This is a genomic window from Hydrogenophaga sp., from assembly GCF_048549895.1.
Lineage (GTDB): Bacteria > Pseudomonadota > Gammaproteobacteria > Burkholderiales > Burkholderiaceae_C > Hydrogenophaga.
The window spans coordinates 1-23,416 of record NZ_JBLYYB010000015.1 but is presented as its reverse complement, the minus strand read 5'-3'; the positions used below and the strand labels follow the sequence as shown (position 1 = coordinate 23,416).

19 protein-coding genes and 1 pseudogene are annotated in these 23,416 nt (G+C 67.2%); 12 read left to right on the top strand and 8 right to left on the bottom strand.

Annotated features, from left to right (window positions below; genetic code table 11):
- The first annotated feature begins 39 nt into the window (after nucleotides 1-39).
- From pyrF to ACN4F8_RS01240, 3 genes are read left to right on the top strand one after another with little or no spacing between them, the layout of a single operon-like run.
- Complete coding sequence (gene pyrF, locus ACN4F8_RS01250; protein ID WP_419471909.1) at nucleotides 40-894, top strand: orotidine-5'-phosphate decarboxylase; 855 nt, start codon at nucleotides 40-42, stop codon at nucleotides 892-894.
- A complete protein-coding gene (locus ACN4F8_RS01245; protein WP_419471908.1) occupies nucleotides 891-1,604 on the top strand; it encodes a glutathione S-transferase family protein in 714 nt (237 codons plus the stop codon). The genes pyrF and ACN4F8_RS01245 overlap by 4 nt, the downstream gene beginning before the upstream one ends.
- A complete protein-coding gene (locus tag ACN4F8_RS01240) occupies nucleotides 1,601-2,218 on the top strand; it encodes a glutathione S-transferase family protein (RefSeq protein ID WP_419471907.1) in 618 nt (205 codons plus the stop codon). The genes ACN4F8_RS01245 and ACN4F8_RS01240 overlap by 4 nt, the downstream gene beginning before the upstream one ends.
- Before the next feature lie 12 nt (nucleotides 2,219-2,230).
- Here ACN4F8_RS01240 and ACN4F8_RS01235 read toward each other — a convergent pair whose 3' ends face one another.
- Entirely contained in the window at nucleotides 2,231-3,805 is a 1,575-nt protein-coding gene (locus ACN4F8_RS01235) for a CHAD domain-containing protein (protein WP_419471906.1), read from the bottom strand.
- Nucleotides 3,806-3,972: 167 nt separating this feature from the next.
- Between ACN4F8_RS01235 and ACN4F8_RS01230 the strand changes: the two genes are divergently transcribed.
- The gene (locus ACN4F8_RS01230) at nucleotides 3,973-4,545 is read left to right on the top strand and encodes a hypothetical protein (protein ID WP_419471905.1); all 573 of its coding nucleotides are present in this window, start codon (nucleotides 3,973-3,975) and stop codon (nucleotides 4,543-4,545) included.
- 10 nt (nucleotides 4,546-4,555) lie between these two features.
- Nucleotides 4,556-5,380: a MipA/OmpV family protein gene (locus ACN4F8_RS01225; protein WP_419471904.1), complete on the top strand. Its 825-nt coding sequence runs from the start codon at nucleotides 4,556-4,558 to the stop codon at nucleotides 5,378-5,380.
- Between the two features lie 4 nt (nucleotides 5,381-5,384).
- On the opposite strand, the gene uvrA is transcribed toward ACN4F8_RS01225, so the two are convergent.
- Nucleotides 5,385-8,405 carry an excinuclease ABC subunit UvrA gene (uvrA, locus tag ACN4F8_RS01220; RefSeq protein WP_419471939.1) on the bottom strand — a complete coding sequence of 1,007 codons (3,021 nt, stop codon included), beginning with the start codon at nucleotides 8,403-8,405 and terminating at the stop codon, nucleotides 5,385-5,387.
- Nucleotides 8,406-8,675: 270 nt separating this feature from the next.
- Here uvrA and ACN4F8_RS01215 point away from each other — a divergent pair, with 270 nt between their 5' ends.
- Nucleotides 8,676-9,842: an MFS transporter gene (locus tag ACN4F8_RS01215; protein WP_419471938.1), complete on the top strand. Its 1,167-nt coding sequence runs from the start codon at nucleotides 8,676-8,678 to the stop codon at nucleotides 9,840-9,842.
- Here the strand turns inward: ACN4F8_RS01215 and ACN4F8_RS01210 are convergent.
- Nucleotides 9,839-11,206, bottom strand: a complete 1,368-nt coding sequence (locus ACN4F8_RS01210) for a chloride channel protein (protein ID WP_419471903.1) — start codon at nucleotides 11,204-11,206, stop codon at nucleotides 9,839-9,841. The genes ACN4F8_RS01215 and ACN4F8_RS01210 overlap by 4 nt on opposite strands.
- Nucleotides 11,207-11,347: 141 nt before the next feature.
- Here ACN4F8_RS01210 and ssb point away from each other — a divergent pair, with 141 nt between their 5' ends.
- The 3 genes from ssb to ACN4F8_RS01195 all read left to right on the top strand — a co-directional run bounded on the left by ssb (nucleotide 11,348) and on the right by ACN4F8_RS01195 (nucleotide 13,181).
- Entirely contained in the window at nucleotides 11,348-11,845 is a 498-nt protein-coding gene (ssb, locus tag ACN4F8_RS01205) for a single-stranded DNA-binding protein (protein ID WP_419471902.1), read from the top strand.
- Nucleotides 11,846-11,907: 62 nt separating this feature from the next.
- A complete protein-coding gene (locus ACN4F8_RS01200) occupies nucleotides 11,908-12,567 on the top strand; it encodes a response regulator (protein WP_419471901.1) in 660 nt (219 codons plus the stop codon).
- Between the two features lie 200 nt (nucleotides 12,568-12,767).
- Nucleotides 12,768-13,181 carry a hypothetical protein gene (locus ACN4F8_RS01195; protein WP_419471900.1) on the top strand — a complete coding sequence of 138 codons (414 nt, stop codon included), beginning with the start codon at nucleotides 12,768-12,770 and terminating at the stop codon, nucleotides 13,179-13,181.
- Nucleotides 13,182-13,284: 103 nt separating this feature from the next.
- On the opposite strand, the gene ACN4F8_RS01190 is transcribed toward ACN4F8_RS01195, so the two are convergent.
- Nucleotides 13,285-14,289, bottom strand: coding sequence for a hypothetical protein (locus tag ACN4F8_RS01190; RefSeq protein WP_419471899.1), 1,005 nt, complete (start codon nucleotides 14,287-14,289; stop codon nucleotides 13,285-13,287).
- 218 nt (nucleotides 14,290-14,507) lie between these two features.
- Here ACN4F8_RS01190 and ACN4F8_RS01185 point away from each other — a divergent pair, with 218 nt between their 5' ends.
- Entirely contained in the window at nucleotides 14,508-16,763 is a 2,256-nt protein-coding gene (locus tag ACN4F8_RS01185; protein ID WP_419471898.1) for a PAS domain S-box protein, read from the top strand.
- 14 nt (nucleotides 16,764-16,777) lie between these two features.
- Here ACN4F8_RS01185 and ACN4F8_RS01180 read toward each other — a convergent pair whose 3' ends face one another.
- Together ACN4F8_RS01180 and ACN4F8_RS01175 are read right to left on the bottom strand one after the other, a co-directional pair.
- On the bottom strand, nucleotides 16,778-18,703 hold the full coding sequence (locus tag ACN4F8_RS01180) for an MFS transporter (RefSeq protein ID WP_419471897.1): 1,926 nt from the start codon (nucleotides 18,701-18,703) through the stop codon (nucleotides 16,778-16,780).
- Nucleotides 18,704-18,735: 32 nt separating this feature from the next.
- Nucleotides 18,736-19,587 (bottom strand): hypothetical protein, encoded by an 852-nt coding sequence (locus ACN4F8_RS01175; RefSeq protein WP_419471896.1) that lies wholly within the window; start codon nucleotides 19,585-19,587, stop codon nucleotides 18,736-18,738.
- Nucleotides 19,588-19,727: 140 nt separating this feature from the next.
- On the opposite strand from ACN4F8_RS01175, the gene ACN4F8_RS01170 reads away from it, so the two are divergent.
- Both ACN4F8_RS01170 and ACN4F8_RS01165 read left to right on the top strand, forming a co-directional pair.
- The gene (locus tag ACN4F8_RS01170) at nucleotides 19,728-20,459 is read left to right on the top strand and encodes a helix-turn-helix domain-containing protein (RefSeq protein WP_419471895.1); all 732 of its coding nucleotides are present in this window, start codon (nucleotides 19,728-19,730) and stop codon (nucleotides 20,457-20,459) included.
- Between the two features lie 69 nt (nucleotides 20,460-20,528).
- Entirely contained in the window at nucleotides 20,529-21,275 is a 747-nt protein-coding gene (locus tag ACN4F8_RS01165; RefSeq protein WP_419471894.1) for a ProQ/FinO family protein, read from the top strand.
- Between the two features lie 15 nt (nucleotides 21,276-21,290).
- Here ACN4F8_RS01165 and ACN4F8_RS01160 read toward each other — a convergent pair whose 3' ends face one another.
- Nucleotides 21,291-22,598 carry an FIST signal transduction protein gene (locus ACN4F8_RS01160; RefSeq protein WP_419471893.1) on the bottom strand — a complete coding sequence of 436 codons (1,308 nt, stop codon included), beginning with the start codon at nucleotides 22,596-22,598 and terminating at the stop codon, nucleotides 21,291-21,293.
- A 30-nt stretch (nucleotides 22,599-22,628) separates the two neighbouring features.
- A pseudogene (locus ACN4F8_RS01155) lies at nucleotides 22,629-23,416 on the bottom strand (hypothetical protein); the annotation flags it as partial.

The window sequence follows — 23,416 nt, the reverse complement described above, 5'->3', positions numbered from 1 at the left end:
CCCGGTATGCCCAACGGCACGCCCACCTAAAATCCCCGCATGACCTTTATCGACATGCTGCGCGGCGCCGAGCGCCAGAACCGCTCCTTGCTCTGCGTGGGCCTCGATCCTGACCCGGCGCGATTTCCCGCCCAGCTCAAGGGCGATGCCAGCCGCATCTTTGATTTCTGCGCGGCCATCGTCGACGCCACGGCCGACACGGCCATCGCCTTCAAACCGCAGATCGCCTACTTCGCGGCACACCGCGCCGAAGACCAACTGGAGCGCCTGATGGAGCACATGCGCCGCACGGCGCCCCACGTGCCCACCATCCTGGACGCCAAGCGCGGCGACATCGGCAGCACCGCGCAGCAGTACGCCATCGAAGCCTTCGAGCGCTACGGTGCCGACGCGGTGACGCTCTCGCCCTTCATGGGTTTTGACTCCTTGCAGCCGTACCTGACGTACCACGGCAAGGGCGCGTTTCTGCTGTGCCGCACCTCCAACCCCGGTGGCGATGATCTGCAGAGCCAGCGCCTGACCTCGGTGGACGGTCAGCCTCTGCTGTACGAGCACATCGCGCGGCTCGCGCAAGGGCCTTGGAACCTCAACGGCCAGCTCGGCCTGGTGGTGGGCGCCACCTACCCGGCCGAGATCGAGCGTGTGCGCGAGATCGCGCCCACCTTGCCGCTGCTGATTCCCGGCGTGGGCGCGCAAGGCGGGGACGCCATGGCCACGGTGCGCGCCGGCCTGCGCACGCAGGGCGACGCCACCACCGGACCGATCATCGTGAACTCCTCGCGCGCCATCCTGTACGCCTCCGACGGTGACGACTTTGCCGCCGCCGCCCGCCGCGTGGCGCTCGCCACCCGCGACGACCTGCGGGCCGCAGCCACCTCATCGGGCCGCACATGATCGACCTCTACACCGCCGCCACGCCCAACGGACACAAGGTCTCCATCGCGCTCGAAGAGCTCGGCCTGCCCTACACGCTCAAGGTGCTCGACCTCGCCAACAACGAACAGAAGACGCCCGCGTTTCTGGCCATCAATCCCAACGGCCGCATCCCGGCCATCGTCGACCACGGGGCCGATGGCTTTGCGGTGTTCGAGTCGGGTGCCTGCCTCATGTACCTGGCCGAAAAAACCGGCCAGCTCATGCCCACCGACGCCAAAGGCCGTTCGCTGGTGGTGCAGTGGCTGATGTTCCAGATGGGCGGCATCGGTCCGATGATGGGCCAGGCCAACGTGTTCTTCCGCTACTTCCCCGAGAAGATCCCGGCGGTGATCGACCGCTACCAGGGCGAGAGCAAGCGCCTGTTCCGCGTGCTCGACGCGCGGCTCAAAGACCACGAATTCCTTGCCGGCGATTACTCCATCGCCGACATCGCCAACTGGGCCTGGGTGCGCACGCACCGGTGGTCGGGCGTGGACGTGGACGACCTGCCGCACCTCGTGCGCTGGCGCGATGCGATCCGCGCCCGCCCGGCCGTGCAACGCGGCATCGAGCAGCCAGCGTCCAAGGTGGACCTCACGCGCGACGGTGACGCTGGCGCCCAGCGCTTCGCCGAAGAAGCCCGCCGCATGGTGGAAATGGGGCAGAGCCTCCAAGGAAAAACGCCATGAAACTCTACGTGTCGCAACGCGCACCCAACCCGCGGCGCGTGCAGATGTTCATGGCCGAGAAAGGCATCGAAGGCATCGAGCAGGTCGTGCTCGATCTGAACGCCCAGGAGCACAAGCAGGCCGCCTACCTCAGCAAAAGTCCGCTGGCCCGCGTGCCCGCGCTGGAGCTCGACGACGGCCGTGTGCTCACCGAAACCCGCGCCATCTGCACCTGGCTCGAAGGCCTGCACCCCGAGCCCAACCTGATGGGCCGCGACGCACAGGAACGCGCCTTCATCGAAATGGCCGACCGGCGCATGGAGTGGTACCTGATGCTGCCGCTGGCCAACGCGGTGCGCCACACCCACCCGGGCCTGGCGCCGCTGGAGCAGCCGCAGTTCCCCGATTTCGGTCAGTCCCAACTGGTCAAGGTCAAAGAAACAGCGATCTGGCTGGATGGCGAACTGCAGCGCCATCCGTGGGTGGCCGGGGACCGCTTCACCATCGCCGACATCACCGCCTTCTGCACCGTGGAGTTCGGCAAGCTGATGCGCTTCAAGCCCGCCGATGCCGGCCTGCACGCGCTGCAAGCCTGGCGCGACCAGGTGGCCGCGCGGCCCAGCGCCGCCGCCTGAACACGCGCACCTTCAACCCCAAGGGGTGGGCGCTTTTTCCAGCGAACGCTCCATGGCGGACAAGCCGGCCAGACCGGCCGCCAGCCGGGCCTGCAGCGCCTGCTGCCAGCCCACCACCTGCGCAGACGTGGGGCCCGGGGGCACCGAGGCCAGCAACGCGTGTGCGGTGGTGAGGTCGTTGAGCTGACCGAGCAAGGCCTGGGCGTCCGCCAGCACCGCCGTGCTGCGGGCCACGCGCTTCGGCTGCAGCACACTGGCCAGAAACTCCTGCGCATAACGCAGTTTTTTCAGCGAAATGCGCAGGGCGTGCCGCCCCTCGGGGCCCATGCGCCGCGCCGCGCGGGCCTGCAGCCGCAAGGCGGCGTGGCGCTCGCGCAAGCTGGCCTGCGCCCAATCCGCCAGACCACGCCCGTCGGCGGTCTCGGCCGCTGACCGGTCTGCGGGCTGCAGACACAGCACCGCGCGCGTGAACGCCAGCAGGCGCAGCGCATGCTCGCGGCTGCCCAGCGCAGTGGCGGCGCGCTGCCAGGCGGTGCGCCGCTGGGCTTGCACCCAGTCCAGCAGGGCCGGGGGCGACTCGCCGCCGGCGCCCGGCACGTTCTGATCGCCTGCCATCAGTTCGGGCAACCACTCGGTGACAAAGACGTCCCAGTTGCGCGCATCGCCCAACTGGTTGGCAAGCGCTTTCCACTCAGCGGCCCAGTGCGCGGCAAACCGGGCGGGCAAGTGCGTGCGAAAAATGCGCAGGCCGGTGCGCAGGCGTCGCAGCGCCACCCTTGCCTGGTGAACGAACTCGGGGTCGGGCAGCGCGCCCTCGGGCCCGGGATGCAGCACACCAGCCTCGTTGGCCTGCAGGTGGGCGAGGCAGCTCAGGGCCGCTGCGCGAAACGCCTGCACCGGGTGCATGCCCGCGTGCAGTTGCAGCGCCGACGCCTTGACCGGCTGCAAGCGCTCCCCCATGAACAGCGCATAGCCACGCTCGGCCTTGCTGCGGTTGGCCGGCAGCAGGCGCAGCGCAGTGGCCGCCTGCCCCCGGGGACCCAGCGCCAGGGTGTGGGCCAGGTCCAGCAGGGCGTCCACCGGGCCTTCGAGCAGTTCGAGCTCCAGCTCAAGGATCGGCTGGCGGTGGTTGCCCTGTGCGTTGCCGGTGCCGATGAAACCCTGGTCCAGCGCCACTTCCACCCGGGCTGCACCGTGCTGCAGCACCCAGCTGCGGCGTGTGAAATCGGTGCGGAACACCGGCACGAGTTGCCAGGCCACACTGGTCAGCTGCATGGCCAAGGTCGGTTCACTCACCAGGGCGGCGAAATCAAAGACGCCTGGCCGGGTGGGGGCTTCCCACTCGCCGCGCTGCGACAAGCCGCCCACCGATTGCCCGGCGGTCTTCACGGTGAGCAGCGTCTGGCGGCCCACGCGGCGTTCGCGCACCGCCATGCGCTGCGCGCGCAGGGCCAACGTGGACGTGTCGAAGTAGGTGTTGAACAGGCGCTCGCGCCGGGGCACCATGGCTTTGAGCAAGGGGTGCGCCAGCAGGTGGCTCAGGTCGTCCGGATGGACCTCGAGCTTGAGTTCGGTTTCTTGGGACAAGGAGACACCCGGTGAAGAAGCTTGTGAATGGAGGTTCGAGTCTGCCACCCTGCGCCCGGATCGATGACCGGTGCTCGCGCTGCGATGACCGCGCAGATGTAACCGGTCGTGCCGCAAAACAACAAAGTAGACTGTCGTCGACCCCCACAACATCCGAGACTTGCACCATGAAAACTTCTTCACGATCTGCATGGACCCTCGCCGGCCTGAGCTTGGTGATGGCCTTCGCCGCAGCCCCTGCGATGGCCGAAAAACCCGATCACGCCGGCGGTGGCAAGCACCACAAAGGCGAAAAGCACGAACGCGGCGGCAAACACGACAAGGGAGACAAACACGGCCGGGGCGACCGCGACGACCAGCCGCGCTACACCCAGCAACGCACCGTCGAACGCTCCAGCAGCAATGTCGCGGTGCAGATCAACATCGGTGGTTACTTCCAGGACAGCCAGCGCTTGGCGGTGCGCGATTACTACGAGCCGCAATTCCGCGCCGGCAACTGCCCGCCCGGCCTGGCCAAAAAGAACAACGGCTGCATGCCCCCGGGGCAGGCCAAAAAATGGCGCAAGGGCTACCGCCTGCCGTCCGACGTGGTCTATTACTCCGTGCCCAACGACATCTCGATCCGCCTGGGCGCGCCGCCAGCAGGTCACAAGTACGTGCGCGTGGCCGCCGACATCCTGCTGATCGCCGTGGGCACCAGCATGGTGGTCGACGCCATCGAAGACCTGAGCCGCCTCTGAGCGTGCCGCCATGGTCCGCGTGAAACTTTGTGCTTGCGCGCTGGTGCTCGCACCGTGGACCACGGCAGGCCTTGCACAAAATGCCGAGCCGGTGGCGCTTGAAGCCAGCCGCGACTACCTGCTCGGCGCTTCGCTCACCAGTGGCCGCGATCCCTTCGGCACCAGCGAGCAGCGCATCGGCCTGCGCCCCATCTGGGCGTTCCAGCTCGGGCGTTTTCGCTTCGCCACCTCGGGCGCCAGCGCGTTGCTGGCGCAGGGCCGCGAGTCGGTGGACAGCGGCGTGAGCACGGTGCTCTCGCGCAGCGAGCGGGTGTCGCTGAGCACCTCGTTGTCCGTCGACGAAGGCCGCTCGTGGAAAGACGATCCGGTCTACAGCGGCCTGCCGCGGGTGCGCGACACGGTGCGCGGGCGCGTCACCGCCGGCATCACGCTCGGCCCACGCTGGAGCGGCTCGTTGCGCGCCTCGCAAGACCTGCTGGGCCGCGACGGCGGCCTGCGGCTCGACTCGGGCCTGAACTACCGCTACCCCCTGTCCCCGCAGACACACTGGGATCTGTCGCTGGGCATCGGCTGGGCCAACGGCACCTACCGGCAAACGCACTACGGCATCGCCCCGAGCGCCGCAGCCACCACCGGCCTGCAAGCCTACGCGTTGGGTTCGGGCTTCGACGGCGCCTCGCTGGGCTGGCGCATGACGTCTGCACTCAACCGCAACTGGGTGGCCTACGGCGGCTTGAGCGTGTACCAGCTGCAAGGCGCGGTGGCCCGCAGCCCGCTGGCCACGCGCACCACCACCTTCGGTGCCACGCTGGGGCTGGCTTACCGGAACAAGTAAGGCGTCAGGCCGCCTGCGGCAGCGTCAGCAGCCGCTGGAGGTAGTGCCCGGTGTGGCTGCCCACATGCGCAGCCACCGCCTCCGGCGTGCCTTGCGCAACCACCACACCGCCGCCCGAGCCGCCTTCGGGCCCCATGTCGATCACCCAGTCGGCGGTCTTGATCACATCGAGGTTGTGCTCGATCACCACGATGGTGTTGCCCGCGTCGCGCAGCTGGTGCAGCACCTGCAGCAGCAGTTCGATGTCGGCGAAGTGCAGGCCGGTGGTGGGTTCGTCCAGGATGTAGAGCGTGCGACCGGTGTCGCGTTTGCTGAGTTCCAGCGCGAGCTTGACGCGCTGCGCCTCGCCGCCCGAGAGCGTGGTCGCGCTCTGGCCGAGCTGGATGTAGGTCAGGCCCACGTCCATCAGGGTCTGCAGCTTGCGGTGCAGCGTGGGCACGGCGGCGAAGAAGGTGTGGGCCTGCTCCACCGTCATGTCCAGGATCTGCGCGATGTTCTTGCCCTTGTACTGCACGTCCAGCGTTTCGCGGTTGTAGCGCTGACCGCTGCAGACCTCGCACGGCACGTACACGTCGGGCAGAAAGTGCATCTCGACCTTGACCACACCATCGCCCTGGCAGGCCTCGCAGCGGCCACCGGCCACGTTGAAGCTGAAGCGGCCCGGGCCGTAGCCACGTTCGCGCGCGGTGGGCACCTCGGCCATGAGTTCGCGGATGCCGGTGAAGAGGCCGGTGTAGGTGGCCGGGTTGCTGCGCGGCGTGCGGCCGATGGGGCTTTGGTCGACGTTGATGACCTTGTCGAAATGTTCGATGCCTTCGATGGCTTCGTGCTCGGCGGGTTCGTCGTGCGAACGGTAGAGCGTGCGCGCCACGGCGGCGTAGAGCGTGTCGTTGACCAGGGTGGATTTGCCCGAGCCGGAGACACCGGTGACGCAGGTGAGCAAGCCCACCGGGAAGGCCACGCTCACGCCCTTGAGGTTGTGGCCAGTGGCGTTGACCACGCGGATCTCCTGCAGCTCGCCCAGCGAGGCCTGGTGCGCGGCTTCGCGCGCGGCGCGGCGTTCGGCCGCCGGGCTGGGCGCGAAACGGGGTTTGAACGGTGCGGCCGTGCTCTTGACCACCGGCAGCCACGGCGTGCGCCGTTCCGGCACCGCGATGCTGCGCGCGCCGCTGAGGTACTGCCCGGTGAGCGAGCCGGGCGTGGCCATGACGGCAGCGCAGGTGCCCTGCGCCATCACGCTTCCGCCGTGCACGCCGGCGCCCGGGCCCATGTCGATCACGTGGTCGGCGGTGCGGATCATGTCTTCGTCGTGCTCGACCACCAGCACCGTGTTGCCCAGGTCGCGCAGGTGCTGCAGCGTGGCAATCAGGCGGTCGTTGTCACGCTGGTGCAGGCCGATGCTGGGCTCATCCAACACGTACATCACACCGGTCAGGCCGCTGCCGATCTGGCTGGCCAGGCGGATGCGCTGGGCCTCGCCGCCGCTGAGCGTGTCGGCGCTGCGGTCCAGGCTCAGGTAGTTCAGGCCCACGTCGTTCAAGAACTTCAGGCGCTGGCGGATCTCGTTGATCACGCGCGCGGCGATGTCGCCCTTCGTGCCGCGCAATTCCAGCTTCTGAAAGTACGCCAAGGCATCGCCGAGCGTGACATGGCTGATCTTGTAGATGGGCTGTTTGTGCTCACCCTCGCCCACGAACACGTGGCGTGCTTCGCGGCGCAGGCGCGCACCGCCGCAGTCGGGGCAGGGCTGCACCGCGCGGTAGCGGGCCAGCTCTTCGCGCACGGCCGCGCTGTCGGTTTCGCGGTAGCGGCGCTCGAAGTTGCGGATGATGCCTTCGAAGGGGTGCTTCTTGCTGATCTTTTTGCCCGCGCGTTCGCCCGATTCGAGCGCGTAGCTGAACTTGATCTCTTCCTCGCCCGAACCAAACAGCAGCGCCTGCTGCACAGGTGCCGGGATCGACTCCCAGGGCCCTTCCGCGTCGAACTTGTAGTGCGCCGCCAGGCTTTCGATCATGGCGAAGTAGTAGCCGTTGCGACGGTCCCAACCCTTGATGGCGCCGCTGGCCAGGCTCAGCGTGGGAAAGGCGACCACACGCGCCGGATCAAAAAACTCGGTGTGGCCCAAGCCGTCGCAGGTGGGGCAGGCACCCATGGGCGAGTTGAACGAGAACAGGCGCGGCTCGAGTTCGCCCACGGTGTAGCTGCAGAGCGGGCAGGCGAACTTGGCCGAGAAGGTGGTCTCTGCGCCGGTATCCATGTCCACGGCGAGCGCTCGGCCATCGGCCAGGCGCAAGGCGGCCTCAAAACTCTCTGCCAGTCGCTGCCGAAGCGGGTTCACACCCTCCTCTTCACCATCGGCGCGCACCTTGATGCGATCGATCACCACATCGATGTTGTGCTTCTCGGTTTTCTTCAAGGCCGGCAGGGCGTCGAAGTCCAGCACAGTCTGGTTGATGCGGAAACGCACATAGCCTTGCGCCTGCATGTCGGCGAACAGCTCGGTGAACTCACCCTTCTTCTCGCGCGCCACCGGCGCCAGGATCATCAGGCGCGTGCCTTCGGGCAGGGACAGCACGGCGTCCACCATCTGCGCCACGCTTTGTGCGGCCAGCGGTAAATCATGATCCGGGCAGTGCGGGGTGCCGGCGCGGGCGAACAGCAGGCGCAGGTAATCGTGGATCTCGGTCACCGTGCCCACGGTGGAGCGTGGGTTGTGGCTGGTGGCTTTCTGCTCGATGGCGATCGCGGGCGACAGGCCTTCGATCAAATCGACGTCGGGTTTGTCCATGAGTTGCAGGAACTGCCGCGCGTAGGCCGAGAGGCTTTCCACATAACGGCGCTGGCCCTCGGCGTACAGCGTGTCGAACGCCAGGCTCGACTTGCCCGAACCCGACAAACCGGTGATCACCACCAGCGAATGCTTGGGGATGTCGAGGTCGATGTTCTTGAGGTTGTGCGTGCGCGCGCCGCGCACCGACAAAAAGGGGCTGGCGTGGCGCAGGTGGGCTGCACTGACGCGGTTCATCAGCGCTTGTTCGTCGGGCTCCACCGGCACAGTCTCCGGAATATGGGCGCCGGTCAAACGCGGCAAATTCAGGTCCGGGGGCAGGTTCTGGTTCAAGGCGCGGTGGGTGTGTTCAGGGCAACCCGGCATGATAAGCCGCCCCGGGTTTTCGCGCCGGGCCGCCCGGCGCGCGCAGGCCCATCAAGCACAATACCGGCTTTGCCCGGCGCCGCCTTGTCCTCCCTCAGCACCGCTCCTTCCGACACCCCCGCTCCCCAGGCGGCGGCACGCATGACGCCGACCGAGCGGCGCACCAGCGGCGCCCTGGCGTCCATTTACGCGCTGCGCATGCTGGGCCTGTTCCTGGTGTTGCCGGTGTTCGTGTTGCAGGCCCACACCTACCCCGGCGGCGACGATCCCTTCCTCGTGGGTCTGGCCATGGGCGTCTATGGCCTCACCCAGGCCCTGCTGCAGGTGCCGTTCGGCATTGCGTCCGACCGGCTGGGCCGCAAGCCCGTGATCCAGGCCGGTCTGGCGCTGTTTGTGGTCGGCAGCCTGATCGCCGCCTGGGCGCCCAGCATGGTCTGGCTGGTCATCGGCCGCGCGCTGCAGGGCTCCGGCGCCATTTCCGCCGCCGTCACCGCGCTGCTGGCCGACCTCACGCGCGACGAGGTGCGCACCAAGTCCATGGCGCTGGTGGGCATCAGCATCGCGCTCATGTTTGCGCTGTCGCTGGTGCTGGCGCCGCTGCTGGTGCCGCTCATTGGCCTCGCGGGTCTGTTTGCGCTCACGGCGGTGCTGGCCGCCATCGGCATGGCGGTGGTGGCCTGGGTGGTGCCGCCCGAGCCACCGGTGCAACACGCGCAGAACCGGGGCGGTTTGCGCGAGGTGCTGGCCGATGTGGAGTTGCTGCGCGTGGACCTGGGCGTGTTCGTGCTGCACGCGGTGCAGATCGCCATGTGGATGTCGGTGCCGGCCTTGCTGCAAGACGCCGGCCTGTCCAGCGCAGAACAGTGGAAGGTGTACCTGCCGGCCGTGCTCGCGTCGCTGCTCATCATGGGCGGGCTGCTGTTCCGGCTGGAGCGCATGGGCTACTTCAAGCAGGTGTACCTGGGGTCGATTGCGCTCATCGTGCTGGCCCAGCTGGGCTTCTGGCTCAACCTGCAAGCACCTTCGCTGTGGGCGGTGGGCGCGCTGTTGTGCGTGTACTTCGTGGGCTTCAACACGCAAGAGGCCAGCCAGCCCAGCCTGGTGTCGCGTCTGGCCGAGACGCGCCAGCGCGGGGCAGCGCTCGGGGTCTACAACACGCTGATGTCGCTGGGCATCTTCGCCGGTGGCAGCCTGGGCGGTCTGGTGATCAAGGCCTGGGGCAGTACCGGCATCTTCTTCGTGAGTGCGGGCCTGATGCTGCTGTGGATGGCGCTGGCCTGGCCGATGAAATCGGCTGTCAAAAACTAGCGTCCGACAGGATCAGGCAGCGGCGCGGCATCCGTGCGGTCGCGCAAGGACCGCATCATCAGCAGCGACATGGTGCTGTAGAGCGGGCGGCTGATCATGCGCGACACCAGGCTGGCCAGCAGTGCGCAGGCCATGAGGCTGAGCACCATGCTGTGGCCATCGGTCATCTCCATCACGATGATCATGGCGGTGATGGGCGTCTGGGTCACGGCGGCCAGAAAGCCGCACATGCCCAGCGCAATCAGGGCCGCGCCGTGGGGCGAGTTCAACAGCCAGGCCACGTCAGCCCCCACGCCGGCGCCCAGCGACAGGCTGGGCCCAAAAACACCACCCGGCACACCCGCCCAGGCCGACAACCACGACGCCACGAACTTCAGGCCGGTGAACACCAAAGGCTGGTGCGCGGCGCCGGGGTCGGCCACCTGATCGAGAAGGTCCTTGGTGTGTTCGTGCCCCACGCCCACCGCTGCGCCGTCGCTCACCACCGCGATCACCGCCACCACCAGGCCGCAGATGGCGGCGAATGTGACCGGGCGTTTGCGCCGGTAGGCACAAAAGCGGTCGGGCAAACCGGTGAACGAGGCGAGCATCAGGCGCGAGAGCAGTCCGCCCAGCAAGCCACAGGCCAGCGCCACCAGCGCGCCCGGCGCCAGCAGGCTCCACCACGACAGGGCCTCGGTCCGCACCCGGCCAAAGTACGACAGATTACCGAACGCCGACACGGCCACCAGACCAGCCACCACGATGGCCGCCAGCATCAGGCCGCTGCTGCGGTCCTGCAGGCGGCGCGAGAGCTCTTCGATGGCAAACACGATGCCGCCCAGCGGTGTGTTGAAAGCCGCGGCAATGCCGGCGGCGCCGCCGGCCACCAGCAGTTCGCGGTCGCTGATGCCCGAGGCCGGCGACAGCCAGCGCCGCGCGTGCAGCATCACCCCCGCAGCCACCTGCACCGACGGCCCCTGCCGGCCCACCGACAACCCGGCCAACAACCCGCCCGACACCCCCAGCACCTTGGCCACACTGAGCTTCAAGGACACAAAACGCGAGCGCTCACTCAGCGGGGTTTCAGGCGCCAGCGCGGTGAGCACCTGGGGCACGCCCGAGCCGACAGCGCCGGGCGCCCAGCGCCGGATGGTCCAGACGATGAGCGCGGTCAAGGCCGGTGTCCAGATCAAGGGCGCCCACCACCAGCCGCTGCGCAGGCGGCTGTAGAGGTCGATGGCGGCGTCGGCCAGCAGGGTGAAGCCCACCACGGCCAGACCAGCGAGCACGGCGTAGGCGATCACCACCGCGCGGTCCAGCCATTGCCGGCCCCCGCCCATTTCATCGCGCAGGTTCTGCAGGAAATCCGGTTCGCCTTTCATGGGTGGGCAGTGTAGGCCCTGGGGTATGCGGGTTCCGCCCGGCCTGCTTCAGCGGCCCGCGCACGGTCAGTTGCGGCACAATGACTGACCGTTTTTCGGGCCCGCCCGCACGGGCCGCCCCACTCTCTACAGGACATCACCATGGCATCCGTCAACAAAGTCATCCTCGTCGGCAACTGCGGCCGCGACCCCGAGATCCGTTACCTCCCCTCGGGTCAGGCCGTGGCCAACGTGAGCGTGGCCACCTCCAGCCGCCGCAAGGACAAGAACAGCGGCGAGATGATCGAAGACACCCAGTGGCACCGCGTCACCTTTTACGACCGCCTGGCCGAAATCGCCGGTGAATACGTCAAGAAGGGCCGCCCGATCTACGTGGAAGGTCGCCTGAAATACGGCAAGTACACCGACCAGTCGGGTGTCGAGAAAAACACGGTGGACATCGTCGCCACGGAACTGCAATTGCTGGGTGGCCGCGAAGGCATGGGCGGCAACGAAGAAAGCGGCGGCGGCAGTGGCTATTCCCGTCCGCCCGCTGCGGCACCCCGGGCTCCCGCACCCGCTGCGCGCCAGGCGCCTGCCGCAGCGCCGGCACGTCAGTCCAGCGGCTTCGACGACATGGACGACGACATTCCGTTCTGACGCAAGCAAGCCGTGCCGTGATCGCACGGCACCGGTGTTCATCCTTTCAATCGACGCTCACCATGGTCAAAGTTGTTGTCGCAGAAGATCATGCGCTGGTGCGCCAAGGCATCAGCATGCTGCTGTCGGCCACCGGTGGATTCCAGGTCGTGGCCGAAACAGCCTTGGGCAGCGAGGTGGAGCTGCTGGTGGCTTTTCACAAGCCCGACCTGCTTTTGCTGGACCTCGCGCTAAGCGACAGCTCGGGCATCGAGGTGGCTCGCAAGGTCAAGAAGGTCATCCCCAAGACCAAGGTGCTGATCGTCACAGGCAACGTGTACCCGGGCTCGGTGGCCAACGCGTTTGCAGCAGGAGCCGATGGGTTCGTGCTCAAGCACGAACAAGGGTCGGAGTTGCTGGACGCCATCCAGGCGGTGCTCTCGGGCCGTCAGTACATCAGCCAGCAGGTCTCCAAGGGCCTGGACAGCACGGCCAATGGTCGTGCGGGCGGTCTGGGTCTTGCGCAAACCCTGACGCAGCGCGAACAGCAGATCGTTCGCCTGATCGCCAAGGGCGGCAGCAACCAGGAAATTGCAGATGCACTGCACATCAGCGTGCTCACCGCGCGCAAACACCGCCAAAACGTGATGCTCAAACTCGGCCTGCACAACGGGGCCGAAATCGCGGCGTATGCCATCCAGTCCGGACTGGCCGAAGCGCCCGACCTCGACAGCAACCTCTGAGCCCGCCAAGTACACCCCCCGGTACAGGGAACACCTTGTGAGGAACACGGAAGTTCTTCATCTGCAGAGGGAAAGTGACCCATTTTTCGCAAAATAGTGCTCATGCATTATTGGGGGTAGGGGTATCCGGACCAGATACTTCATCCCATGGTGAACGCATCTTCGGACACCTGAACAAACGCAGACAAGCGAGGCACATCATGGGCATTCATGCATTGACGCAAGAAGTCATCAAACACCTGGGCCTGAGGAACGACGTGAAACCACAAGCCGCCGATGACATCGACTCCGAGATCACCCCGACCTCGATCTCGGACGACTATCACGACATGATCAAAGACTGCTTTCAGGTGCTGGGACTCGGACCCGACCAGATCCGCATCATGGTGCGCTCGGTCGGCCTGAACCCCGCCGGCCTTGAAATCTACGTGGCCTTTGTCAAGGTGGTCCGTTGGGACGCCAGCGTGGTGGACATGCTCGGCAAGATGCCCGTGATTGAAAAGAAGATCGACCGGCGCGTGCGCCAGAGCTCCATGCTGCGCTACAGCGCATTTGCCGGCCTCTGGTTCAGATCACCCGCCGACGTGAATGCGCCACTCGTCACGGTGCACTGAGCCTCTGGCGCTGCCGAATGCCCATGGGGCCTTGCTGGATGTCAGCAAGGCCCTTTGTTTTGGTGCTGTGTCCTGGGAGCACAACGGGATGATCAACACACCGTCAATAACCAGCCGCTGGCTCGATGATTCCAAACTGCCGGGGCAGCAGACCCGCGAGCGCATACAGGTGGTACTGGCTCGCCATGCGCTGCGCCTGGCTGGCCAGCATGGCGTGGTTGCGCCGGTTCTCGTCCATGATCGCATCCGAATAGTCGGGTGCGCTGCGGGCGTTCAAGCGAAAACCCGTCTCGGCTGCGCGCCGCAGGGAGCGCGCCCTGACCAGGCACGCATGTTCCCGGTCGAAATTCAGCACCGCCTGAAGATAGGCCTCTCGGGCACCCGCAAAATCGGCGGCCGCCTGCGCTCTGGCGTCCTCGAGACTCGACAACCATGCGCCAAAGTCTTCCGGGCCGAAGCCGCTTGGGCGGGCGGGATCCGATCGGCGGGCCGCCCAGGCCTGCGCGCGCTGGCTGAGGCTGAACTGCACGTCGGCGCTGGTAGACAGGCAGGCCTGTGCGAGACGGTCCATTTCGTCCGGCAAAACGGGCTCCAGGGCTTCAAAACCGGTCTTCAGCTGCGCAGGAAGCAACCGGGTCAGTTGCGTGAAACGGCGCCCGATGCGGTTCCACTCGCCCACGGTGCGCGTCACCGTATCGCGGGCAGAACACAGCCGGGCGGCGACCTTGCGGTGGTCCACCTGACTGGCCTGCCCCAGCTCCACACGCGCCGCCAGCATTTCAAGCACGATCTCCAGCGCGCGCTGGGTGGTGATCGCGCCCTGGAGTTGCTGGCGCGCTGCATCCAGTTGCAGGCAGGTTTCAAGTGCCGTGTCGAGAACGCGGTTCACGCGGCGCAGAGCGGGTTCGTCGGCAGGTCCGCAGGAACTGTCCATCAGCAGGACGTGGTGCAACACCGCTGCCAGCGTCAGGAGCTGGTGGACCTGGCCGGCGCCGGCACCCGCAGGGGCGGTGCGTGGCTGGGCAACAGGCACGCTCGGGGGAAGCAGGTGGTGGAGTTGCCCGGCCTCGGCATCTCGCTGCAAGGTGTCTGCAAAGCGCTCTGTCATGCTCGTCTCTCCCAGGTTGGATGGCGTGGGCTTCGAGTCTCCAAGCAGGTCATTCAGGCCTCAATAACGCGCGTGCAGTATTTTCCGGCGCCCCTCGCACCAGACATCACGGACACGCCCAGCAGGCCTCATCCCGCAACCCCCGGGTGGATTTATTCCGATCCCACGGCTAGCATCTCTCACCCCCGCCCAGCCATTCGAGGACACGCCTGAAGCCGATGCGAAATCCCTTTGTGATTCCGTGGAATCTTCTCCCTGGTCTCGGGGCGGCCCTGGGACAAGAGGCTGTGCTGCTGGATGCGTCGGTCGCGTTCAGGGCCTTGCACGACGCCAGGGGACGACCCGCAGACTGGACGGCGTTGTTGGCAGCACCGTCGCGCCAGACCCTGATCGCTGCCCTTGCTCGCCAGGAAGATTTCCAGGCTTTACTGCAGTTGAACGAGGCGACCGCAACGGGTGAGCCGCTGCCGGCCATGTGGCTCGCCTGCAATGGCCATTGGCAGGCGGAGCTCGGGCACCACGTGTGTTACTTCGCAGACACCACGGCTGTCGAGCTTTCGCGTCTGCAGGCGCGTTCCATCGACGAAAGCATCCAGCTGGTGTTCGAGCACCTGCCCATGATGGTGGCCTACTTTGGTGATCAACCGCGAAGTGTCTGCCTGTTTGCCAACCAGCAATTTGCCGAGGTGTTCGGGCTGGACGAGAAGTCCATTGTCGGAATGACCGCGCTGGAGGTGGTGGGTGAGCATCTTTTGGAAGAAGTCAACCGCCACACAAGGCGGCTGCTCCAGGAACGAACACCTGTGACCTTCACCCTCGAGGTCGACGCAGGCAAGGGGGCACCAAAGTGGGTTGAAGTGAGCCTCAACCTGGCCACCCGCTCCTGGGGGGCGAGCGCCGAAAAAGGGCTGTTCTTTCTGCTGACCGATATCACCCAGCGCTACAAGGCCGAACAAGCGTTGCGCGAATCGGAAGATCGACTCTCCCGTTTCATGAACGCCAGCGAAGAGGGTGTGGTCTTCCACAACGATGGCCTGGTCACCGATGCGAACCCGGCTGCCAGCCGGCTGTTTGAAACGCCATTGCACATGCTGCTGGGCCGGTCGGTGCTGGAGCTGGTGCCGCCGGAGTTCCGGGCGCGGGCGACCGCTGTCATTGCCTCCGGCGCGGATGCGGCGTACGAGAGCGAGATCTTCAACGCCCACGGCGAACGCATCCCGGTGGAGATCATCGGGCGCTCCATGATGCGCAACGGCGAGCGCCTGCGCATGGCCGTCGTGCGCGACATCCGCGACCGCCGCGAAGCCCAGGCACGCATCCACGAACTCATCGAAGGCCTGCGCTCCGAGAAAGACAAGGCCGAGGCCGCCGACCGCGCCAAGTCCGTCTTCCTGGCCGCCGCCAGCCACGACCTGCGCCAGCCCATCCACGCCCTGGGCCTCTTCCTCACCGCCCTGCGCTCCATGTCCCAGTCCAGGAGCGTGCGCACCGCCGACCTCGCCGAGATCTGCCGGCGCATGCAGGCATCGCTCGACGGCCTGGGCCAGTTGCTCAACATGCTGCTGGACGTCTCCCGCCTGGACGCCAACGCCGTGCAGGTCGAGCGCTCACCCACCAGCGCCCAGCGCCTGCTCGAAGACCTCGATCAGGACTTCCACCAGCTCGCCGCCGAAAAAGGCCTGCGCCTGCACGTCTGCAGCTCGCGCCTGTGGGTCCACACCGACCCCACCGTGCTGCGCCGCATCCTCGTCAACCTGCTCTCCAACGCCGTGCGCTACACCTCGCGCGGGCGCGTGTTCATCGGCTGCCGCCTGCGCGGCCCCGAGGTCGAGCTCCAGGTCTGGGACAGCGGCATCGGCATCCCGAGCGAGCAGCGCGAGGCCATCTTCGAGGAGTTCTTCCAGATCGGCCAGACCCCGGCCGCGCGCCACGAGTCCCACGGCCTGGGTCTGGGCCTGTCCATCGTCAAGCGCTCGGCCCTCTTGCTGCACGCCCCGCTGGGCCTGCGCTCCACGCCCGGGCGCGGCTCCATGTTCAGCATCCGCGTGCCGCGCTGCGAGCCTCCCGCGCACGCCCCGGCGCCAGCGCCTCAGGCCTCATTCCCGCAGTCCAGCGCTCGCCTGGGCGTGCTCGTCATCGACGACGACGAGCAGGTGCTCGCGGCCATGCGCAGCGTGCTCGGCGTCTGGGGCCACCGCGTCTTCTGCGCCATCTCCCCCGACGAGGCGGTGGTCATGGCCATCACCCACGCACACGACATCGACCTGCTCATCTCCGATCACCGCCTGGGCGGCAACGTCACCGCCGTGGACGCCATCCGCGCCGTGCACGCATGCCTGCCTCGCACCGTCCCCACCTACATCCTCACCGGCGACACCTCCCCTCAACGCATCCTCGAGGCCTCTCAACTCGGCTTCCCCCTCCTGCACAAACCCATCGACGCCCTCGCACTGCGTTCCATCCTCGGGGAGTAGAACCCGACTGTCGCTCAGCCGATCAAGGCACGCACGCGTTCCCGAAGACGCTCCAGCGTCACGTCCGACAGCGCCATCGGCTCGCCCACGCAAAGCCCTACCCGGCTGAAGAAACCACGGCGAAACGGCCGCACCATCGCCACCGCTTCACCGTTGCGCACCTCCACCCGGCTGAAGTACGAACCCCAGAGGTTGCTCAAGCCCATCGGGATCACAGCCAGGTGCAAACCTTCGCTGGCGGCCATTTCCAGAATCTTCACCACGCCGCCCTTGAACGGCTGCAACTGCCCGTCGCGCGTGATGCCACCTTCGGGAAAGATCGCCAGCAACTCGCCGTCGCGCAGCACGGCCAAAGCCGACTCGAACGCCGACTCGTAAGCCTGGGCATCCTCCTTCTGCGGCGCAATCGGAATCGCCTTGGACAGCTGGAACAGCCAGCCCAGCAGCGGCACCTTGAAGATGCGGTGGTCCATCAAAAAGCGGATCGGCCGCGGGCTGGCGGCCATGAGCAGCACCGCGTCGACAAAGCTCACGTGGTTGCACACCAGCACCGCCGCGCCTTGCGTGGGAATGTGCTCGTCGCCGCGCACCTTGAATCGGTACACCAGGCGCGACGCCACCCAGGCCACAAAACGGATCAGGTACTCGGGCACCAGCATGAAGATGTAGAACGCCACCACCGCGTTGGCCAGACCCACCAGCAGGAACATCTGCGGGATCGTGAATCCCGCCGAGAGCAAGGCCCCGGCGATCACGGCGCTGGCGATCATGAACAGCGCGTTGAGGATGTTGTTGGCCGCGATGATGCGGGCCCGGTGCGTGGGCTGGCTGCGCATCTGGATCAGCGCGTACATGGGCACGCTGTACAGACCCGCAAACAGGCTGAGCAAGGTGAGATCGGCCAGCACGCGCCAGTGGGCTGGCTCAGCGATGAATTCACCCAGACCCAGCGAACTGGCCGGCGGCAGGCCCCGGGAAGCGAAGTACAGGTCGATCGAGAACACGCTCATGCCGATCGCGCCCACCGGCACCAGGCCGATCTCCACATGCCGGCGCGACAGCACCTCGCACAACAGCGAGCCAGTGCCGATGCCGATGGAGAACACGATCAGCAGAAGCGAGGCCACCTGCTCATTGCCGTGCAACACCTCCTTGGCGAAGCTCGGGAACTGGCTCAGGAACACCGCGCCGAAGAACCACATCCAGCTGATGCCCAGCACCGAGCGGAACACCACCGTGTTGCCGTGCGCCAGCTTGAGGTTGCGCCAGGTTTCGGTGAACGGGTCCCAGTTGATGGTGAGGCCGGGGTCGGTGGCCGGCGTGGCGGGCACCGCCTGCGCGGTGATGCGGCCAATGACGGCCAGCGCCACACAACTGAAACCCACATGGTGCGCGCCGATCTCGGGCACCGCAATGATCAGACCACCCGCCAGATTGCCCAGCAGAATGGCCACAAAGGTGCCCATCTCCACCATGCCGTTGCCACCCGTGAGCTCACGCTCGCTCAGGTGGTTGGGCAGGTAGGCAAACTTCACCGGGCCGAACAGCGTGGAGTGCAGCCCCATCAGAAAGGTGCACAGCAACAAGAGCGGAATGTGGGTGGTGAAAAACGCCCATGCGGCCAGCGCCATGATGCCGATCTCCAGCCGTTTGACGAAGACGATCAGCGTCTTCTTGTCCAGCTTGTCGGCCAGCTGGCCGCTGGTGGCCGAGAACAACAGGAACGGCAGGATGAACAAGGCACCGATCACCAGCCCGGCCAGCGCCGGCGGCAACCAGCTCACCTGCAGTTGGTAGGTGACCAGCACGGTGAAGGCGAACTTGAACAGGTTGTCGTTGGCCGCGCCAAGAAACTGCGTCCAGAAGAACGGCGCAAAGCGGCGCTGGCGCAACAGGGCGAACTGACCACCCTCGGCAGGGTGCGATGGGGACACGGACATGGCGGGCTTCTCCAGGTTGAGTGGGGCGGGTCTCAGCCCATCGCCGAGGGATGGACGGGCGCATTGTCACCGAGCCCACGCCGCCTCAACCCCTCCAGTATCGGCAGCGCGGCGCAGGCCGCCGCCACATGCTTGAGGCTGTGGCCAGACACCCAGTCGCCCGTGGCGCGGAACACCGCTTCGTCACCAAGCTCCAGCAGTTTGGCCAAGGCATACAACGCGATCAGGCCGGCCAGTGACACACCGAGCGCGCCTGGGACAGACGAACGCGTCGCAGCCCACACCACCAGCCCCATGCCGCCGAACTGCACCACCGCCCAGGGCAACACATTGCCCTGCAAGTGCGGCAAGACCGCCGACACCACCGCCAGCACCAGCACCACGGGCAGAAACAAGCGAGCCTCTCGCTGCCCGACACGCTCGGCCACCGACAGCGCCAGCACGCCGGCAAACGCCACCGCCATGCCCAGGCGATCGATCACCAGCGTGCCGGCGTCGGGCCCCCAGTGGTAGATGGCCGAGCCCATGCCCGAGAGCACCAGTCCGGCAAAGAAGGTGCGCAATGCGTGACTTGTGGGCTGCGCCAATGCGCTCCCTCGCAGGCACCAGAAACCGGCAGCGCCAGCCAACACCAGCGGCAGATTGCTCAGCACGTCCCGCGTGTTGGGCACACCCCACCAGCTGCGGGCATCCACGAACGGGTGTCCGTGTGCGTGCAGTGGCGCATGGCCCTGTGGGTTGAGCGAGAGATCGAGCAGCGAGACCACGTTGGGCCCCAGCAGCCACGCGAATACCCACAGCGTGAGCAGGCTCCAGGCGACCACGGTGAACGCCGCCGGGGAAGCGGGATGGCGGATCGGAAAAATGGGCGAAGTCGGGATCATGTGTCGAACTCCAGATGAACAGCCGCAAACAGGCTGGCGGGAGTGTCTGGCGGCATCGGTCAAAAAGTCTCGAATTCCGATACAGTGTCCGAAACATTCACATCAGGTATCGATCAGCAATACCCGACGAGACGAGCAGCATGAGCACCACCACCGACCTCGTCACCGCCCTCAAGCAAGAACTCAAGGCCGCGCACATGACCTACGCCGATCTGGCACAGGCCATGGGCATGGCCGAGTCGAGTGTGAAACGCATGCTGGCCAAGGGCGACATGTCGCTGTCCAAGGTAGACGCGATCTGCCGCGCCATGCGGCTGGACTTCGCCGACCTCGCGCGCCGCGTGGCCGACGCCCAGCCGCTCCTGCGCGAGATGACGCAGGAGCAGGAGCGCGCGGTGGTGGCCGACAAGAAGCTGCTGCTGGTGGCCATTTGCGTGCTGAGCCAGTGGACGCTGGAGCAGATCACCGCAAGCTACCGCCTGAACGAAGCCGACTGCGTGAAGTGCATGGCGCAGCTCGATCGCATCGGCATCATCGAACTGCGCCCGCTCAACCGCTACCGCCTCAAGCTGGCCAAGACCTTCCGCTGGCGCCCGCACGGTCCGGTGATGAACTACTTTCGCGACCACGCCCTGCTCGACTACTTTCGCGGCGGCTTCGACGGCACGGGCGAGGGCCTGATGCTGGTGCACGGTTCGGTGAGCCGCACGCTGGCACCCATGTTCATGGAGCGCCTGCAGCGCGTGGCACAGGACTTTGCGCAGCAGCACCAGACCGACCAGAAGCTGGCCGAGAAAGACCGCGAAGGCTACACCCTGGTGCTGGCCATGCGCAGCTGGGAATTCGAAGCCTTTGGACAACTGCGGCGCTGACTCAAACCGGCCATGTTGCCCGGCTGGCATGATGTCGGGCTTTGCTCGACCGCCTGAATGCAGGACACCATGAATCCGAACGCCTCCGAACCCACCGACGCCGCAGCGCCGGCTCCTGCCGCATCCGATACCGGGAACCGCCCCCCGGCACGCGGCGGGCGCAACCGCCGCGGCCCGGCGCCCCAGCGCGCGCAGCGAGGCGGTGGCAACCCGCCCGCCGGCGCCCCCCACCCCATGCTCGACCAACTGGCCGCGCTGTACCCGGCGCTGTTCGGTGCCGAGTTTCTGCCCATGAAACGCGGCATCTTCCAGGACTTGCTGGAAGCGCACCCCGACACGCTGGACAAGGACGGCCTGAAAGCCGCGCTGGCGCTGCACACGCGCTCCTCCCGTTACCTCACCGCGGTGGCCAGCGGCCAGCCGCGTTGCGACCTGAGCGGCCAGCCCGTGGAAGACCTCGCGCCCGAGCATGTGCACCACGCGCTGGTGGAGGTGTTCCGCCGCCGCCAGGGCCGGGCGCCGCAAGACCTGCGGCCCAAGTTGCGCCAGCGCATCGAGCAGGCGTTTGAAGCCTCCGGCCTGGGGGCAGAAGCCTATGCCGCGCTGGTGCAAACGCGCGACGAAGCCGTGAATGCGCTGACCCAGGAAGCGCTGGAAGCGGTGGTCGCCCGCGCAGCCAAAGACGCGGCGCTGCTGCGCGCGTTTGAAGCCAGCGGCAAAACGGTGGACGAGTTCGCCGACATGTACGGCATGGGCGGGGCGGACGCGAACCGCACGCTGGAGCGGGCGCGCGCCCGCGCTGCCAAACCCGCTTGATCGTCAACGAGGGGCTCAGGCCGCCGGCATGGTGAAGACGGTCAGCACCCCGGTGTAGCCGTACAGCCGGTGGTGCGCGATCTCGCCGCCGGCAAAAAAGCCCACCAGCGGCACGTCGCCCAGGGCGCGGCGCACCACCTGCAGCTCGGCGCTCGGGCTGCCGAAATGCGGGCCACCCCGGCCAGCACAGCTCACGTAGATGGCGCCTGCGATGCGCCGCGCCGGGTGCGGTGCAGCCTCCGCCTCGGCGGCGGTCAGGGCACTCGCCATGGACAGGCTGAGCTCTTCGGGCTCCAGCTCCTCACGCACCTCGGAGCACACGCGGATCAGGTCGGCCCGCGCGGCTTGCACGTTGCGCTCGCAAAAAGCCAGCCGTGTGCCCTCGGGCGCCACGTCACCAATGGCCACGCCGTGGCGGCCCGGGTCCAGCCCGATCAGGTGGCGCACCATGACCTCGGCGCCGAACTGCCCGCGCAGCTGCGGGCCACTGGCCGGCAGTTCAACGTCCACATCGGGGTGCGGCTGCGTGAGGCCCACCAGCGTGGCGCGCAGGCGGGGCATGGCCAGCTCGGGCTGTTCCAGCGAAATGCCGAGTTCGCGCAGCAGCACGTCCAGCGCGGGTTCACCGTCGAGCTTGAGCACCAGATTGCCGTCGGACTCGGTGACGGTGCGCTCCTTGTCCACCGGTTGCGCGCCCTGCGTCACGCGTGAGACAACGCCCACATCGGCCCCGAAAGCCACGCCGCTCAAGCCCCCGTGAAACACGCCGCTGGCGGCTCCCTGGCCGCTCAGATTGCCCGAACTGCCCAGCGAGAACTGCACAGTCGGCCCCCGGCTGCCGGCCAAGCCGCCGAACACATAACCGCTGGTGGTGCGGTCGGCCACTTCGGCGATCAACTCGTTGAGCTCGGGCGTGCCGCCATCGGCGTGCACCAGCGCGGTGTGGGCCACAAAGCCGCCGGCACCCACCGCGCGGCCACTGGCCAGCAGCGGCGCCACCCCGCTGAACACGCGGTACCGGTCAGGACTCAGGTCGCACAGCATCACGCACAGCGCGGGCTCGTCGAAATACTCCACGTTGTTCGCCGACACGCCCACCCCGACCGTGCCCGCCCAGTCGGTCACCTCGGGCAGCTCGGCGCTCAGGTGCTCCAGGATCGCCTGGGCCTCGGCGGCGTAGTGGTCGGTGATGTAGAGCAGCGCCAGCGCAGGCGCCTTGGCGTACTCGGGCAGGGCCATCTGGCCGCGCAACTGCGCCAGCACCAGGGCGGCGGCCATGCGCCATTGCGGGTGGGTGGCGTGGGCGTAAGGAAAGAGTTTCATGGGGAGTCGACCCGCCAACGGCGCAGAGGTTCAGCGCCGGCGGGGGGATTTGGCCGCTGCGGTCTTGCGCGCAGCGGGTTTCGGGGCGGCGGATTTTGAGGGGGACGCCTTGCGGGCCCCGCCTTTTCTGGCGGCGGCTTTGGGCTGGGGTTTTGCCGCCGGTGCCGCGGGCTGCAGGGCGGCAAAGCCGGGGAAAAATGCGGACGGCATGGTCCAGTCGCCCGCAGCCATGGGCTGTGCCGATGGCGCGCGCGCCGGGGCTTTGGCCGCAGGCTTGCGGGTGGGAGCTTTCTTCGCTGCGGGTCGGGGCGCTGCTTTTTTCGCGGGCGCGGTGACGGCCCGCGCGGCCGCGCGGCCCATGCCGGCGGCCGTGCCCACGTTGCGGGCGACCGTGCCGCCGATGCTGCGCGCGGCCTTGCCGGCCATGCCGGTGGCGGCCTTCACGGCCTGGTCGGTCAGGCCCGAGGCCACCTGGCGCGTGGTGTCCAGCGCGGTTTGTTTGGCCACGTCTTTCATGGCGTTGCCGGCGATCTGCTGGAACTGCTGCGAGATCGCGCCCCTCCACTGCATCGGGTCCACCACGCCACCGGTGACCGGTGGTGCGGCGGCAGCCGTTTTGCGGACCTTCCTGCGCGGTGCCGGTTCCGGTGCTTCATCTTCTTCCTCGGCCTCCTCGTCGGGTTCGGCCGCTGGCGTGTTGCCGTAGGTGCGCGGCGGAATCTCGAGGCCGGCGAACTGGGCCGCGGGTGCGGCGGGCGCCGCACCCGTGAAACTGGCCAGCGTGTCCGCCGCCTTGATCTTGAGCGCATTGGCCACAT

Bases quoted from the DNA above. Each gene is read 5' to 3' on its own strand.
- ssb (WP_419471902.1), top strand. From the start codon at position 11,348: ATGGCATCCGTCAACAAAGTCATCCTCGTCGGCAACTGCGGCCGCGAC.
- ACN4F8_RS01190 (WP_419471899.1), bottom strand. From the start codon at position 14,289: ATGACAGAGCGCTTTGCAGACACCTTGCAGCGAGATGCCGAGGCCGGG.
- ACN4F8_RS01170 (WP_419471895.1), top strand. From the start codon at position 19,728: ATGAGCACCACCACCGACCTCGTCACCGCCCTCAAGCAAGAACTCAAG.
- ACN4F8_RS01185 (WP_419471898.1), top strand. From the start codon at position 14,508: ATGCGAAATCCCTTTGTGATTCCGTGGAATCTTCTCCCTGGTCTCGGG.
- ACN4F8_RS01195 (WP_419471900.1), top strand. From the start codon at position 12,768: ATGGGCATTCATGCATTGACGCAAGAAGTCATCAAACACCTGGGCCTG.
- ACN4F8_RS01200 (WP_419471901.1), top strand. From the start codon at position 11,908: ATGGTCAAAGTTGTTGTCGCAGAAGATCATGCGCTGGTGCGCCAAGGC.
- ACN4F8_RS01225 (WP_419471904.1), top strand. From the start codon at position 4,556: ATGGTCCGCGTGAAACTTTGTGCTTGCGCGCTGGTGCTCGCACCGTGG.
- ACN4F8_RS01175 (WP_419471896.1), bottom strand. From the start codon at position 19,587: ATGATCCCGACTTCGCCCATTTTTCCGATCCGCCATCCCGCTTCCCCG.
- ACN4F8_RS01160 (WP_419471893.1), bottom strand. From the start codon at position 22,598: ATGAAACTCTTTCCTTACGCCCACGCCACCCACCCGCAATGGCGCATG.
- ACN4F8_RS01215 (WP_419471938.1), top strand. From the start codon at position 8,676: ATGACGCCGACCGAGCGGCGCACCAGCGGCGCCCTGGCGTCCATTTAC.
- ACN4F8_RS01165 (WP_419471894.1), top strand. From the start codon at position 20,529: ATGAATCCGAACGCCTCCGAACCCACCGACGCCGCAGCGCCGGCTCCT.
- ACN4F8_RS01245 (WP_419471908.1), top strand. From the start codon at position 891: ATGATCGACCTCTACACCGCCGCCACGCCCAACGGACACAAGGTCTCC.
- ACN4F8_RS01240 (WP_419471907.1), top strand. From the start codon at position 1,601: ATGAAACTCTACGTGTCGCAACGCGCACCCAACCCGCGGCGCGTGCAG.
- ACN4F8_RS01180 (WP_419471897.1), bottom strand. From the start codon at position 18,703: ATGTCCGTGTCCCCATCGCACCCTGCCGAGGGTGGTCAGTTCGCCCTG.
- ACN4F8_RS01210 (WP_419471903.1), bottom strand. From the start codon at position 11,206: ATGAAAGGCGAACCGGATTTCCTGCAGAACCTGCGCGATGAAATGGGC.
- uvrA (WP_419471939.1), bottom strand. From the start codon at position 8,405: ATGAACCGCGTCAGTGCAGCCCACCTGCGCCACGCCAGCCCCTTTTTG.
- pyrF (WP_419471909.1), top strand. From the start codon at position 40: ATGACCTTTATCGACATGCTGCGCGGCGCCGAGCGCCAGAACCGCTCC.
- ACN4F8_RS01230 (WP_419471905.1), top strand. From the start codon at position 3,973: ATGAAAACTTCTTCACGATCTGCATGGACCCTCGCCGGCCTGAGCTTG.